We start from the raw sequence: 14729 nt of genomic DNA, 5'->3' as shown, positions 1-14729 counted from the left end.
TTTGAGAATTTTAATCTCTCAAAGAAGTTGAAGTTATAAAATAAATTGCTTTGCTTTTTAAGCAAAAGGCTAACGATTTTATGCAATAACCTGGAAGTCGCTGCTAATTAAACCTAAGCCTGTTGAGAGACTGGCAATTTGTACCTGTGCAGTTGCTCCTGTACCATCGAAATCATAGAAGAGTGCGCCGGTTGATGAGTTGTAGATGACGCGATGATCGGAATTAGTTGCTTCAGCGCCAATGACAAACTGAGAAGAAAGCAGAGATTCAGGTGTGTCTCCCATTGGGACAATTAAGCCGTTAAAGCCATTGGCTGAAAGCGCAATTTTATCTCCTTCTGCCTTGCTAAAGTCGGTAATCGTATCACTAGCGTCACTGTTCATGTAGAAGTTAAAGTAATCAGCACCGGCACCTCCAGTCAATATATCGTTGCCGTCAAATCCAATAAACGTGTCGTTACCTAAGCCGCCTATCACCGTATCGCTGCCAAAACTGTCTGAGAGCTTATTATTACCGTCATTACCCACAATATAGTTGTTGAGTTCGTTACCGTACCCGTCATTAGCGCTGCCTTGCAGGTAAAGGTTTTCCACATTCATACTTAACATATAGGTGGCATCGGCGAGGACTGTATCAATGCCAGCATCAGCATATTCCCTCATCAAATCACCGACGCTGTATGCATATGCATAATAAACGTCATCACCAAGGCCGCCTTCCATTGTGTCAGCACCAATACCTCCATTGAGAGTGTCATTGCCGGCTAACCCATAGATGATGTCATCGCCGGCACCGCCTGAGAGCATATTATCGCCGGCATTACCCACAATATAGTTGTTGAGTTCGTTGCCATAACCGTCATTAGCGCTGCCTTGCAGGTAAAGGTTTTCCACATTTGCGCTTAAGGTATAGCTGGTAGAGGCGAAGACTGTATCGATGCCAGTACCAACACATTCACTAACTACGTCACTGGTGCTGTCTACATAATAGAAATCATTACCAACGCCGCCTACCATTGTGTCAACACCAACACCTCCATCGATGGTGTCGTTGCCGGCTAATCCATAGATCCTGTCGTTGCCGATTGTGCTTGGATCAGTAAGTCCAGGCAGATTATCATTTCCAGATGTCCCAATAATTGTAGCCATGTTAATTACCCCTGATTAGTGTCGTTAAGTTAACTGAGAAGGAGCCACTCCAGCGCTCTTTATTTCAATTGAAACTATGGGCTAGGACTGACTGCTGATTTTTAGTGAGTCTTAATTAGCACCCCATTGGGGCAAAAATTTTGCTCAAGGCATACCACGTCCTTGAACCAACAATGCCATCAGCGACTAAACCGGCATCTTTCTGGAAACTGCGGACGGCAGCATCAGTTATTGAGCTAAAGTCACCGTCAATCCGGCCTGTGTAGTGGCCAGTGATTTGAAGGGTTTCTTGAAGTGTAATGACTGCTTGACCTTTGCTTCCCCGTTGCAAAACCGGCATATTAATCGGAGAGCCGGTGTAAAGTGCTTGCCAGGTTAAATTCCCCACAATGCCATCGGGTTTGAGGAAGACGCGGCGCTGAAATGCTTTAACAATTTCTAAGGTTGTCTGCCCAAAGATCCCGTCAATCGTCGGGTAGTAACCCCAGTGGTTGAGGAGTTTTTGCAGTTCTTTAACGGCTTCGCCTTTTGATCCAAGTACAAGTAAAGGCTTGTTGAGTTGAGCTGTAGCTTGGGTAGAAGAAAGTTGCTTATCAGTGAGTTGCATAGTTGTTTGGGTGGGTTGAATCTCTACACTTCCTAGATTAGAAAGCAACACCCCTGATCACCATCGCCCAAGAAGTTCATCCCTTTGGATGGGTTGACAATCCTTCGATGAGTTCACCCATAAGGATGAGGGCGCTTGGTAAAATGCAATAGTATTAGACTGAATCGAAATACCAATTTCCGTTCTAAGTTTGTCCAGTTTGCACCCTAAAAAACTTCTCCGTATAGAGCGTAAACTCACCTAGGCTTTAAATCCATCACCACAACCATCGAAATCCCCATATTTGCATAGTCTTCCCATTTGACGCTCTATTTCTACAAGTTTTTGCAAGCTGTGTTAGGGGAGTTAAGGCTACATTGGAACCCTTAAGGGGTTCAAAATAAGACGCTCCCCTTTCTCACCCCTTGTTTTGTATAGACAAAGTGGAGTCATACCAAATCCTTTTTGGTAGAACTCCTTTCACCTAAGCCAAAACCTTTGCTCCAAGAGGATTTGGTAAATCTGTAGGGTGTCTGTCATAACCGGATTTGGTATAAAACCCTGACACCGGCATCTTAATCCAAACAAAAACCCCCAACCGGCAACCGGCTGAGGGAAAAAACAGATTAGTAGAGTGTGTAGCGCACACCCTACTCACAACTCGCTTCTAGCGCTTGTAAGGCACTACATTTTCGCCGAAGTAGCGAGCATATTCAGCGCCGTTAACCAGTGCGGAAACGGCAGCCGGCAGCCCTTGAGCGCTCATTAGTTGCTCAGACTCCTGAACTTCTTCAGCACTCGGCATCCGTCCTAACAAGTGCCGGCACAGCAACTCAGCAGACTTTGCCGCCGGGAAAGGCTTGACAAAGCGACCGTGATATGCATATGAACTGGTTAGAGCTTGGACAAACTCACGCACCGAAATTTCACCGGCACGTAGCTGAGCTTCTCCTTCAGCTAAGCGGAACTCTACAGGGATTTCCTCGCTGTAGACATCCATCACCTGCCGGTAGATCGCCTCAATCGCCAAATTCATTTCCGTCGCATCGGTGCCTGGGGTAACGCGGTAAATCCGCGCTGCCTTGCTCACTGTTGCCGACTTCACACTGCTGGCAGCAACCGAGCGGCCAACCCCGACCACATCAGGCTTTGGGGGCATCGAAGCCAATGCCTGCGCCGTCAGCGGCATCTTCGCAGCCACATCTCCACTAGAGAGATACGGCTCAAAAGACGGCACTACCAGATCGTCATTCTGCTTAGTGAGCTGGTTGTATAGCCGTTCCGTATTCGGGAAGTTGGCAGCCGGCAGCGTTGGGAAGCGGCGGTAAGGCACCACATCCTCGTTAAACACATCCAGATACTCTGTGCTGCTCACCATTGCACCGATGAAGCCACGGATACCTTGAGAAGCCAGAATTTGGTTGTATTTGCGAATTTCTGCCTGATCGCGGGGGGCGCGGCCCAAGAAGTGCTTGGTGCCGAGTTCAATCACCTTCGTATTCGGGTAAGGCGCGTAGAACTCCCGGATGTAAAGGCTGGAACAACCCAACCCTTCAATAAATTCCTTAACGGTGATTTCCCCATTCCCCAGTCTGCTTTCCAGAACGCTAAATTCGTTCTTGATGATATAGGGGTTGAGATCGCGCTCGAAGATTTGTCGGTAGGCTGCTTGAATTAGCGTATTCAGCGCCACCTTGTCACCGCGATTTTCGAGCTTGAAGACCTTGGTTTGCTCACGCCGCTTTTGGACGCCTTGGCTGACGCGATTTTCGATATCGGTTGCCGCACGTTGTGGCACCGCACCGAGTTCGAGATAGCGAGCCGTTTCTTCAACTTCCACCTTGAGGTTCTTATCGCCAATGCTGCCAACGCGTGTTGAACGCAGCGATTGACCGGCAGGTGTCAGATAGCGCTCATAAGGAACCGTATCTTCCCCAAAGGCTTCCTCGTATTCCTTGCTATCGATAATCGCATCAACCAGAGCGTAGAAACCCTTCTTGGCGCAAATATCGAAGTAGGTATTGAGTTCTTGACGCCCGTAAGTCGGACGACCTAACAGCCGGCGGTGGATGTACTCAACCGCTTTACACACATAAAGCGATGTCCAGTACAGATTGCGGAATATATCCGACTTCGCCAACGCGCGGATAAACTCCCGCATCGTGATGTCGCCGTTTTCCAGCTTAATTTCTGCCAACTTCTGGCGCTGACCTTCGTAAAGATCGCGGCCAAACACTTGCAGGTAAGCAGCGCGAATCACCGCTTGGGTGGAGCTTTCCGAGTATTTAACGCTGACACCTTGGACGGGGCGCACACCGCCACGTTTGCCATACTGGTTTTGGCCGCTGGGGATTTGATCCAGCTTGAACACCTTGGGACCCAAGGAACCAGGATTATTCCCCCGTGCTGCGGGATTGCTCAGTTGGTTTTCAATACCGGCACCGCGACGGATCAGGATGCGGCGAGTATCTTTACCAAACGGTGCAGGACTGCTGCTGGGGTTGCGGGTTTCTTTCGGGAAAATCGCACCGAACTGAATTTCCAAGGGGTCATTCCCACTACCATACGGGTGTTGATCCGGTAGGGGCTGGTCGTAGGATGCAAACAGCGTGATAAACTGCGGCACCTTGCGGTATGGGGCGCTGTAGTTAAACAAATCGAACTGTGGACCCCAGTTGCGGCATTCTTGGGCTTCTTGACCCAGACCCCGCAGATAAGGCACGGTTTCTTCACCGAAGTAGTCGGAGTATTCTTGAGAATCGATCAAAGCGTCGATCAGCGCTGACAGACCGCCATCAGACACGATGGAGAAGTATTTTTGCACTTCTTCACGCGAAGATGGTGCACGACCTAAAATGTGACGGAATGCCAATTCTAGGGCGCGGCTGTTGATAAACGGTAAGAAGAACTGGCTGCGGTAGAGCGGTGATTTGGCCAGCCGGCGGATAAACTCCTTCATGGAGATGTCGCCGTTCTTGACTTTGGATTCGAGATCCGATATCCCCTGGCCGTATGCACGGGTGATGTCGCGCTCAAAGACCTGCCGGTAGGCTGCTTTCACAATTTCTTGCTTTTCCACACCAGACAAACCGGGCTTCATGACGAATTTTTGCCGGCGTTCTGCTGCGTTGAAGTAAGTCTGAGGCAGTTGCAAACCTTGCTGGTCGTTAGACGGGCGCTGCCGCACTTTATCAGAAGGCGTCGGGGCTTTAAATTCTGTAATCGCCACCTCAAAGTATTGGTTGACGATGCTCCGTGCTTCTTCATCTTGCTTGAAATAGCCCAAGGCTGCCGCCCGCATCTCTTGCATGGCTACGATGGTGGCAGCAGATGAGCAGGCGTTTTCAATGATTTCCCGCAAGCCACGGGTGTTCACTGCGATGATATTCGGGTCGCCGGCTACGATTGCATAGGTAATGTAGCGCAAGAACCAGCTCAAATCCCGCAGGGATTTGGTCATGTTGCTCGGCCCATAGCGCGAAATGTTGATCGGCTGGAACCCAATGGGTGCCGGCCCACCGCTTGAGGCGCTAAACAACCCGCGCAAGCCTTCAAAAAAACCGCCCTTGGTGTCCACATACGTGACGTTTCCCAAGGCCGCATTTGGCCGAGTGTCCCCTGCGTTCGCCGCTCTCACGACGTTCTCCTGCTGCTGTGGCTTCTCTAAGTAAGCCATCGGAGAACCCCCCGTGAAAATACGGTTGGCAGCACGGGATACAATCAGTTCTGCATTCTTGGTTAGCGTCTCGGAAATATCCAGACGCTTGGCTCCTGATTTGAAATAGCTTTGCAGTTCAGTCAGTTCGCCCCGCTGTAAGAAGCGGTCTTGTTGTTCCGCTTGAGAAATGGTTGCAACTGGTACTGTTTGATATAGTTGTGGCCGCGCCACTGAGCTTCCACCACTTGCTTTTACACTCATTCGATTTCAAAAGCTCCCAATAGTAATGATTACTGCGTTCGTTCAACTGCCACGCTAGTGTGCCACTTCGGAAGTCTTAAGGCTGAAGGAGCCACGCCGCTCGGCACCTCTTCCCCTCTACCCCGCAGGGCGTTTCCGAGGAGGATGAATCTTGAAGAAGGCTGAAGGTTTTCCGCGCCTTGCGTCCCCGTCCTTTTTAGGCGAAGCCTTCCCGAAGGGTTAGCTCAGGTCGGATAATTTATTCTGCCTTCGGCCCGATGGGTAAGATTCCTCGCCCGCCCTTGCCTTTTGCCTTCCAAAACTGACTGCCCATTAGCCAATCAGCCCAGTCTTTAGATTAAAACGATTCGGTCTCATCACCCCGTTTTGTTAAAAATTGTGTCGAAATTATTTGCTTGTTACTTGGCGTCATCATATTAGATTGCCGTGTATTTTCTGAGAACTGCTATAAGTTTTGTAACAAACCGCCCGATTGTGCTGAATGCTGTAAGATCCGGTTGAACACCCTAACTAAGCCGAAAGATAAAAAAAGCTCTAAAAAGTGCTGTATCTACCTTACAGCATTTTGCATCCTGCAAACATTCAAGTGCTACCAACCCAAATCTCCCATCCCCACTGTCAAAATCTTAGGTAGAAATTACTCAGAGAGATTTCATTTAGTTTTCCCTAATAAAATATTGAGGCAGCTAGCTTCAGGCACGACATTATCTCAATTAAACGTAAGAAAGTAGAGCCTAGGGAATGACGGCGATGCTTAAATCATTATTCACCCTTTCTCTATGTGTCGTGTCAGGGTTAGCCGGCGCAGTGGCGATCAGGCAGGCTGCTGTAGCTGATTTCCCCAAGACAAACTCTGGAAAACTTTATATCAACTTCCCAGGCGCAACCGGCTACCCGATCAAAACCGGCACAATGGTTGTCCCCGATCAGGACACTAGCCAAGCAGCCTCCGGCAGCCGATTGAGCGGGTATGATGTTCAAATAGGCCAAATGATTGCACTCACGGCTTATTGGTGTGGTGAGGCTGATGACAATGGAGTTGAAGGGGTGGAGTGGAATTATATCGCCGATAGTGGCGAAGTTTTTATGGGCCGGTTCTCAATTCGCTGCAATCAGGCTCAAAATATTCTCAGCACTTACGGCGTGAAGCAACCAGAGCAAATCCGCATTCACTACCGGGGAAATCCTAGAGATGTGTCTGTGGCGTTTTTAGATTTGAATGAACAGGAAATTTCCAAGTTTCAAGCGTTGGTGCAAACGTTTCGCCCACAATGCCTGGAAGATTCTCAAATTTGTCCGGGTGATCGTCTGGAGTAGAGATTTTTGGCAAAAGAGTTTTTTAACCACAGATAAACACAGATAAACACAGATGTAGGCGTAGTGTGCCGGCTGGGATAGACAGATAAATACGGATGTGTTGTCCGGTTGGGGTGAGGGGTGTTGGCGATTGAGGACTTTTTCATGGCGCGGTGGTGATAGATTCGGTAAACTCGTGTAGCCGCAATTTTCCTCACTATGTCAGATTCTCAGGCGATTAGCGCTGCTGTTAGCAGGCTCTACGATACTTATCCGTTTCCACCGGAACCCCTTTTGGATGAACCGCCACCAGGGTACAACTGGCGCTGGACTTGGCCGGCTGCTTATAATTTTTGCACCGGCATGAAACCGCAAAATCTCGATATTCGCATTTTGGATGCCGGCTGCGGTACGGGTGTTGGCACAGAATACTTGGTTCACCTTAACCCGCAGGCGCACGTCACCGGCATTGATTTAAGTGCCGGCGCTTTGGAAGTTGCAAAAGAGCGTTGCCGGCGATCTGGTGCAAATCGGGTGGAGTTTCATCACCTCAGTCTGTACGATGTCGCGCAACTGGAGGGTGAGTTTGACTTAATTAACTGTGTTGGGGTATTGCACCACTTACCCGATCCAATTCGCGGTATCAAAGCGCTGGCATCTAAATTGGCTCCGGGCGGCTTGCTGCACATTTTTGTGTATGCTGAGTTGGGCCGGTGGGAAATCCAGCTCATGCAGAAGGCGATCTCGCTGCTGCAAGGTGACAAGCGCGGCGACTACAAAGATGGTGTTAAAGTCGGCCGTCAGGTTTTTGCTTCTCTGCCTGAACATAACAGACTTGCAAAGCGAGAAAAAGAACGCTGGTCGATGGAAAATCAGCGGGATGAGTGCTTTGCGGATATGTATGTACATCCGCAAGAGATTGACTACAACGTTGAGACGCTGTTTGAGCTGATTGATGCTGCCGGTTTAGAGTTTATTGGTTTCTCCAATCCAGACTACTGGAATTTAGAGCGACTTTTGGGGAAAGAAGCCGAGTTAATAAAGCGTGCTGAACAATTGGGTGAACGCGAACGTTATCGGCTGATTGAACTATTAGATCCTGAAGTGACTCATTACGAGTTTTTCTTAGGACGATCGCCGGTTGCCAAGGCAGACTGGTTATCTGATGAAACGCTTTTGCCGGCAATTCCAGAGGTAAGTCCCTGTGTCCAAGGTTGGCCAAGTGAGCAAGTATTTGATTACAACTATCAGATAGTCACTTTGTCGCCGGCAGAGTTTGCGTTTTTGCAAGCTTGCGACGGCAACCGAACAGTGGGGGATATTTTGAATTATGTGGAGTTGGGGTTAGATGGAGTGCGATCACTCCAGAAGAAACAACTGGTTTTGCTGACTGCCGGTTAGGACGTTGAGGCGCGATTATTAAAGAGTTTGTCAAAACGATTATCGATTGATAGATTCCCAGGCGGTAATGCTGTGTGCCGGTTGGAATCGCGCCAACGTCTTAAATCAGCGTCACGAGCAATCTAAGACAAACCAAAAAATCTCAAACAGTCCGCCGCGCTGAAGGATTATATGGCGGCAATGTGACTACTCAATGATATACCCAGGTTCAAGGTATAAGAAATAACGCGAACCATTGTAACTCAGCGCTTTCCATTCAGGAATTCCTGCGATATCCAAGTACAGCGAAATAACTTGATCATGCTCTGTTACTCTGCGTAACTTAGCTGGAGAAATATTAGTCATTAGCCGATTTGTTAGCCAGATTAACTCTTTTGTCAATTCTATAAACTTGCCTTCAGATGAAGCAATAATAATATCTTGATTAAGCTGTATAAAGTTTGAAATATGACCTAAAACATGACAGGGAGCTTCCAATTGAAAGAGCTTGGTTGCTTCCCAAGTTGATAAAGGCGCTAACATTTCAAAATTAGGGAAATTAGCGATTTTACAAAGCCTATTAGTATAATTTTCCTGCTCGATGTAGATAGCTCCTTTCTCCACAAGATAATAAGGAGGTAAATATTCATGGGGTCTTATTTCAGATGCTTCACTAATCCTCGTAAAGGCAGGCGTAATGAGGACTAACGAGTCTACTCGTTTGAGTTCAATCCAACCGTGAGGTTGACATCCTACAAACCCGCAATCTTCACAAACAATGAACTGAAGCTGAGCCTCCCCCCAATTCACAAACTCGATTGCATTAATGAGCTGGATGTCATCAATAGCTAGCTGCGTAACAAAAATTCTAGATTGTCCGGAAGATGAAAAGTTTAATTCTACTTTTCGAGTTATCGGAGTTGTTAGTTGCCACATCTAAAAACCTAAAAATATTGGTCGTCTAAAAGTATATTTGAGCCGCCGCACATAACCTCAGCCCTCAAATTCCCTAAGAATATCTGCCGGCAAAGGAGCATCGAAATCATCTGGAACGGTAAACTCGCCGGCACACAAACCAAATGATCGCAATTGCTTACTACCGGCAATTGGTTTAAGTTCAGCAATCAGCTTCTGATTTCTCACAATGAATTGCATGGCAACGCACGTACTAGGTTGCACTCTACAAGCTGATACTACTGTGTACTTTCTATTTCTTTCAACAGATTGTTAATTACAGCTACTTGCTCTTGGTTGTTCTGCTCAGCAAATAACTCTTTGGCCAATTGAAGAACAAAAATTGCCTCCTCCGGTTGCCCATTGTCCTTCAAAGCAATACCTAATTGTTTATGGAGCGTAGAAAAATACTTTGGGCTTAGAGGAACTTGACGATAAAAATACTTAACCGAAGCTTTTGGAGAATTGGGTGAAAATTTTAATATACGCAAAAGGTCAGGTTCAAAAAGTTTGAGAGCCACATTGTAAGTATTCACGGCTTCACGTGGCTTACCTTGTGCAGTTAACGCTAAAGATAGAGCGTAGTACCTTATAGCAAGACCCAAGCCATCTCCTACTCCATCCAAATTTGAATTTCTATACTTTTCTGAGAAAAGTTTAATGCTCGTTTGATGAGTAGAAATTGCTTCATCCAGTTTGCCTTGAGAAGTGAGAATAATTCCCAAGCAATTATATCCCAAGGAATAATTAGGATCTAGTTGGATAGCTTGATTACAAGCATTACTTGCCTCATTCAGGTTATCTTCATAAGCGAGGAGCAATCCCAATAATCGGTAAGATTCTACGGAGTTAGAGTCAGTTTGAATCGCTTTCTTCAGCACGGCGATTGCTTCGGATCTCTTGCCCTTAATTCTGAGCAGAGAAGAAAGCATATTATAAGACTCTATATCTTTCGGGTTCAGTTCGATGGCTTTTTGATAGACTGCAATAGCCGCATCAGTCTTGCCTTGTACCAAAAGTATATGTCCTAGTTTTACAAAAGCTTCTGAATTAGTTGGGTCGATTTCAGAGGCTTCTTGGTAAGCATTTTGCGCTTCAACGAGCTTACGTTCTTTATAAAACCTATCTCCTGCTTGAATCAGCGTTTTTGCACTGAAATTAGAGGAGGGTAAAGAATCAGGACTGGACTGAGGCATTGCCTGCTCATTTTTTCGTTCAAAAGGGTTCTTAGTCAACATAGTGCATGATGTAGCGGAGACAGCAATAAAGCTGATTAGTCCAATTGCAATTAGCGACCTACTCCATCGTAAAGATTGCAAATCCATAGTATTTTCAATAGAAGTGAGGAATGAGAGTCGTCCTTCGGCATTCGGGTACAGCGCCTTATTGCCTTACAATTAATCAAGCTGAAACTTCGTTGATTTGCGCCGTATACCCGCTTGTGCCTGTGACGTTGCACTAAGGGTTACATTCAGATTTTCTTTATACGGAAATCATACTGTTACAGCCAGATTGACTAGGGAAACTTCACATTTTGTATCTAACCGGCCTAACCAGCAAAATACATTTACTGGCAAAAGTAGATTTTTACATTCGCTCTCAGAGACACCTAGACAGGTACAGATAGTTTATCTGTGTGCATCTGTGGTTCTAAATTCTTTTTCCAGAAACTCAGTTCATGGCGTAAACAGATTTGCTCAAGGCTACACCGGCTCCCACTTGTGACAATACCCAAAGGCGCTGCAACCACCTCATGGGCCAGTTACGCCTCGTGCCGGCAAGAAAGCAGCCTGGAGTGTCTGGAGGCTGACCGGCACACCGGCTTGCAGCACGTAACACGCTTTGGGTATGAGAAGCACGTCCCGTCTGGGGCGGTTCTGCGCCGGCCAAAAATGAAGAAAAATATTACAAAATATTAAGCTGTGATCGAGAGTGTAAACCTCATGCTGCAAAATATCCGTATTTGCAAAAGGTAGCTGGCGTCAAAAGTGTTGTGGGTGTCGCTTTCCCTTAAACTATTTGAGGGACATCTGGGGAAACTCAGAACGGGCCGGTTCGAGCAACTCTGACAACCGTAACGGCTGACACCCTTGCAAAACAAACCCGGCAAACGACTGGCAAAAGCCAGATTCACTCTTATTTGGGAGGCAATCATTAATGAGTATCGTCACGAAGTCCATCGTGAATGCAGATGCTGAGGCCCGTTATCTCAGCCCTGGTGAATTAGATCGGATCAAAGGTTTCGTCACCACCGGCGAACGTCGCGTCCGCATCGCCCAAATCTTGACCGAATCCCGCGAGCGTATCGTCAAGCAAGCCGGCGACCAACTGTTCCAAAAGCGTCCTGATGTCGTCTCTCCCGGTGGCAACGCCTACGGCGAAGAAATGACCGCCACCTGCTTGCGCGACTTGGACTACTACCTGCGTTTGATCACCTACGGAATCGTCGCCGGTGATGTCACCCCCATCGAAGAAATCGGTGTTGTGGGCGTTCGCGAAATGTACAAGTCCCTCGGCACCCCCATTGATGGTGTGGTCGAAGGCGTCCGCGCAATGAAAGGCGCTGCAACCTCTCTGCTGTCTGGTGAAGATGCTTCTGAAGCTTCTTCTTACTTCGACTACCTGATCGGTGCCATGCAGTAAGGCTCGCCCTACTGATAATTTGAACGAACGAACATTAGGCAGTTTAAGGAACAATAAACAATGCAAGACGCAATCACAGCGGTTATTAATTCTTCCGACGTTCAAGGTAAGTACCTTGACAACAGCGCTCTGGACAAGCTGAAAGGCTACTTCCAAACCGGCGAACTGCGCGTCCGCGCCGCCACCACCATCAGCGCCAACGCCTCCACCATCGTCAAAGAAGCAGTTGCCAAGTCTCTGCTGTACTCTGACATCACCCGTCCCGGTGGAAATATGTACACCACCCGTCGCTATGCAGCTTGCATCCGCGACCTCGACTACTACCTGCGCTATTCTACCTACGCCATGCTGGCTGGCGATCCTTCCATTTTGGATGAGCGCGTCCTCAATGGCTTGAAAGAAACCTACAACTCCCTGGGCGTGCCCATCGGTGCAACCGTACAAGCTATCCAAGCTATGAAAGAAGTCACCGCCGGCTTGGTGGGTCCTGATGCCGGTAAAGAAATGGGTGTCTACTTCGACTACATCAGCTCTGGCTTGAGCTAATACCTGAGTCGGAGAGTGCTGAATCAGAGAGTCCTGAGTTAAAAAAACTCAAAACTCGCTCATTCACAACTCAAAACTCTCATATTGTAAGGTCAGGGAAGTCCAGAGTGAGTGCTAGCTTGTCAAAGGCTTATTCACACCAATCAATGAGTTTTAACGATCTAACATTGACTCTTGATCTCCCGACCTTCAATACACTTCTCACCCCTGCGTGAATATTGGCAGTGAGAAGAATGCCGAAATTATCGTAAAATACAAAATGTTCGTGGAATCCGACGCCACGGATCTCAGCGATAAGCAGAGAGGCACTTCCTCAGATGGCGAGAGCCGGCTCTCATCGCATAGCAAAGACTCCACCGCACTCATCTCCCACTCGGTACGGGTTCTGACCTGTTCCAGTGATTCAGGGCGTGTGTCAGCCGTCCGGCGATGTGTCAGACAGCCAAAATAGAATCATTAATTAGCAGTGTTCTATGTTGCGGCAGAGTCTAGGCGCAAGTTCCCGCTAAAATTACGAAGCAAGTTAGCGGTGAATAGTTGACATTAGATATTTGAATTCAGATTCCAAATTTTTTGCACCCCCTCAGGAGAAACCATCCCATGAGAATGTTCAAAGTTACAGCCTGCGTTCCCAGCCAGACTCGTATCCGCACTCAGCGGGAATTGCAAAACACCTACTTTACGAAGCTAGTTCCCTACGATAACTGGTTTCGTGAACAGCAACGCATCATGAAAATGGGTGGCAAAATCATCAAAGTTCAGTTGGCAACCGGCAAACCAGGCACAAACGCCGGCTTACTCTAATTGCCGTTTAGATGGCATAAGGCATCTAAAAAGAGGTCGCACCGGCCTCTTTTTTATTAGCATAATTGACTTTAATTAGAAAATCTCCGCTTATATAAATTATATAAAAAATTTCAACTAGCTAGATTTTAAGCCTATTAACGATTTAAAATTAAATACTAATTAAACGGACTTATAAAATTTAGAAAAGGGAGCGCGTTTTAGGATTCGCAGGTAAGACCTACTTATGTGCTAAAAAGTTCTAGTACCGCACCTAAAATAGCGACGCTCGTGGATATAAGCCGCTTGATTCCCATTTTCGATCCCTCCGTGCAGGAATGGGCTTGGGAAGCCCGTTTGCTGCGGTGGTTAACATTCCTGTGGTTGTTCGTGGGGTTAGTGGTGCTGTTCTCCGCGTCCTACCCCAGTGCTTATGATGATTATGGGGATGGGCTGTACTACTTTAAAAGACAGCTCGTTGCAGTTGTAGTGGGCTTAATTGGCTTCAACATCCTGGTACACTCTCCCCTGCGTTACGTTTTCGGGATAGCCAACTGGTTAGTTATCCTGCTATTGGGGTTGATTTGGTTGACATTGGTGCCTGGACTAGGAAATACCGTTAATGGTGCAACCCGCTGGCTTGCCATCGGGCCGGTGCCGGTTCAACCCTCGGAATTTATGAAACCTTTCCTAGTGCTGCAAAGCGCCCGCATTTTTGGTCAGTGGAAAAGGCTATCCAAGGGCGTTCGCATGACGTGGTTGGGAATTTTTGCCACGGTACTCTTAGGCATTTTAATGCAGCCAAACTTGAGTACAACCGCACTATGCGGCATGACTTTGTGGTTAATCGCCCTGGCTGCCGGCATCCCCACCCCTCAACTGGGGGGAACTGCGCTTGCAGGGCTAATGCTGGCTACTTTAAGTATCACTATAAAAGAATATCAGCGCCGGCGGATCATGTCGTTCCTCAATCCTTGGGGCGATGCGATGGGGGATGGCTACCAACTCAGCCAAAGTTTGCTGGCAGTCGGTTCTGGTGGCCCTTGGGGAACCGGCTATGGACTGTCTCAACAAAAGCTATTTTATCTGCCCATTCAGTACAGCGATTTTATCTTTTCCGTCTTTGCCGAAGAGTTTGGCCTAATTGGTTGCTTACTGCTGTTGCTGTTGCTGGTAGCCTTCGGGACACTAGCCCTGAGAGTGGCTTTCAAAGCTAGCAATATTATGCATCAGCTTGTTGCGATTGGCACGATGGTGCTGCTGGTGGGGCAATCTCTCCTAAATATAGGCGTTGCCACCGGCGCTTTACCGACCACCGGCTTACCGCTACCGATGTTCAGTTATGGTGGCAGTTCGATGGTTGCGAGTTTGCTCATTGCCGGCTTGTTGGTGCGCGTAGCGCGAGAAAGTAGTGGTGCCGAGGTACTGTCTTTAGAAGAACGCCGTACTCGCCGTCGCCGGCTGCGTTAGCCT

The 14729-nt window shown here is 47.7% G+C and carries 13 protein-coding genes; 7 read left to right on the top strand and 6 right to left on the bottom strand.

What is annotated here, in order from left to right; translation table 11 throughout:
- Positions 1–78 precede the first annotated feature (78 nt).
- From H6F73_RS01045 to H6F73_RS01035, 3 genes are all read right to left on the bottom strand, one after another.
- Positions 79–1149: a calcium-binding protein gene (locus H6F73_RS01045; RefSeq protein ID WP_190756970.1), complete on the bottom strand. Its 1071-nt coding sequence runs from the start codon at positions 1147–1149 to the stop codon at positions 79–81.
- Between the two features lie 115 nt (positions 1150–1264).
- On the bottom strand, positions 1265–1756 hold the full coding sequence (locus H6F73_RS01040) for a peptidoglycan-binding protein (RefSeq protein ID WP_190756969.1): 492 nt from the start codon (positions 1754–1756) through the stop codon (positions 1265–1267).
- Between the two features lie 646 nt (positions 1757–2402).
- Positions 2403–5654: a phycobilisome rod-core linker polypeptide gene (locus H6F73_RS01035; RefSeq protein WP_190756968.1), complete on the bottom strand. Its 3252-nt coding sequence runs from the start codon at positions 5652–5654 to the stop codon at positions 2403–2405.
- Between the two features lie 750 nt (positions 5655–6404).
- Here H6F73_RS01035 and H6F73_RS01030 point away from each other — a divergent pair.
- The gene (locus H6F73_RS01030; protein WP_190756967.1) at positions 6405–6971 is read left to right on the top strand and encodes a hypothetical protein; all 567 of its coding nucleotides are present in this window, start codon (positions 6405–6407) and stop codon (positions 6969–6971) included.
- Positions 6972–7169: 198 nt separating this feature from the next.
- Positions 7170–8351, top strand: coding sequence for a class I SAM-dependent methyltransferase (locus H6F73_RS01025; protein WP_190756966.1), 1182 nt, complete (start codon positions 7170–7172; stop codon positions 8349–8351).
- Positions 8352–8537: 186 nt separating this feature from the next.
- Here the strand turns inward: H6F73_RS01025 and H6F73_RS01020 are convergent, their stop codons facing one another.
- The 3 genes from H6F73_RS01020 to H6F73_RS01010 are packed head-to-tail and all read right to left on the bottom strand — an operon-like array spanning position 8538 to position 10609.
- Positions 8538–9266 carry a hypothetical protein gene (locus H6F73_RS01020; protein WP_190756965.1) on the bottom strand — a complete coding sequence of 243 codons (729 nt, stop codon included), beginning with the start codon at positions 9264–9266 and terminating at the stop codon, positions 8538–8540.
- 57 nt (positions 9267–9323) lie between these two features.
- Positions 9324–9473: a hypothetical protein gene (locus H6F73_RS01015; RefSeq protein WP_206754736.1), complete on the bottom strand. Its 150-nt coding sequence runs from the start codon at positions 9471–9473 to the stop codon at positions 9324–9326.
- A 50-nt stretch (positions 9474–9523) separates the two neighbouring features.
- Positions 9524–10609 (bottom strand): tetratricopeptide repeat protein, encoded by a 1086-nt coding sequence (locus H6F73_RS01010; RefSeq protein ID WP_190756964.1) that lies wholly within the window; start codon positions 10607–10609, stop codon positions 9524–9526.
- Positions 10610–11005: 396 nt separating this feature from the next.
- Here H6F73_RS01010 and H6F73_RS01005 point away from each other — a divergent pair, with 396 nt between their 5' ends.
- The 5 genes from H6F73_RS01005 to H6F73_RS00985 all read left to right on the top strand — a co-directional run bounded on the left by H6F73_RS01005 (position 11006) and on the right by H6F73_RS00985 (position 14726).
- The gene (locus H6F73_RS01005) at positions 11006–11203 is read left to right on the top strand and encodes a hypothetical protein (protein ID WP_190756963.1); all 198 of its coding nucleotides are present in this window, start codon (positions 11006–11008) and stop codon (positions 11201–11203) included.
- A 238-nt stretch (positions 11204–11441) separates the two neighbouring features.
- Complete coding sequence (apcA, locus tag H6F73_RS01000) at positions 11442–11927, top strand: allophycocyanin subunit alpha (protein WP_190756962.1); 486 nt, start codon at positions 11442–11444, stop codon at positions 11925–11927.
- 60 nt (positions 11928–11987) lie between these two features.
- Positions 11988–12473, top strand: coding sequence for an allophycocyanin subunit beta (gene apcB, locus H6F73_RS00995; protein WP_190670988.1), 486 nt, complete (start codon positions 11988–11990; stop codon positions 12471–12473).
- 600 nt (positions 12474–13073) lie between these two features.
- Positions 13074–13277 carry a phycobilisome linker polypeptide gene (locus H6F73_RS00990; protein WP_190670989.1) on the top strand — a complete coding sequence of 68 codons (204 nt, stop codon included), beginning with the start codon at positions 13074–13076 and terminating at the stop codon, positions 13275–13277.
- A 270-nt stretch (positions 13278–13547) separates the two neighbouring features.
- A complete protein-coding gene (locus H6F73_RS00985; protein ID WP_190756961.1) occupies positions 13548–14726 on the top strand; it encodes an FtsW/RodA/SpoVE family cell cycle protein in 1179 nt (392 codons plus the stop codon).
- Positions 14727–14729: the final 3 nt, after the last annotated feature.

This window comes from Microcoleus sp. FACHB-68 (assembly GCF_014695715.1).
Lineage (GTDB): Bacteria > Cyanobacteriota > Cyanobacteriia > Cyanobacteriales > Oscillatoriaceae > FACHB-68.
This window is presented reverse-complemented; position numbering and strand designations above follow the sequence as displayed.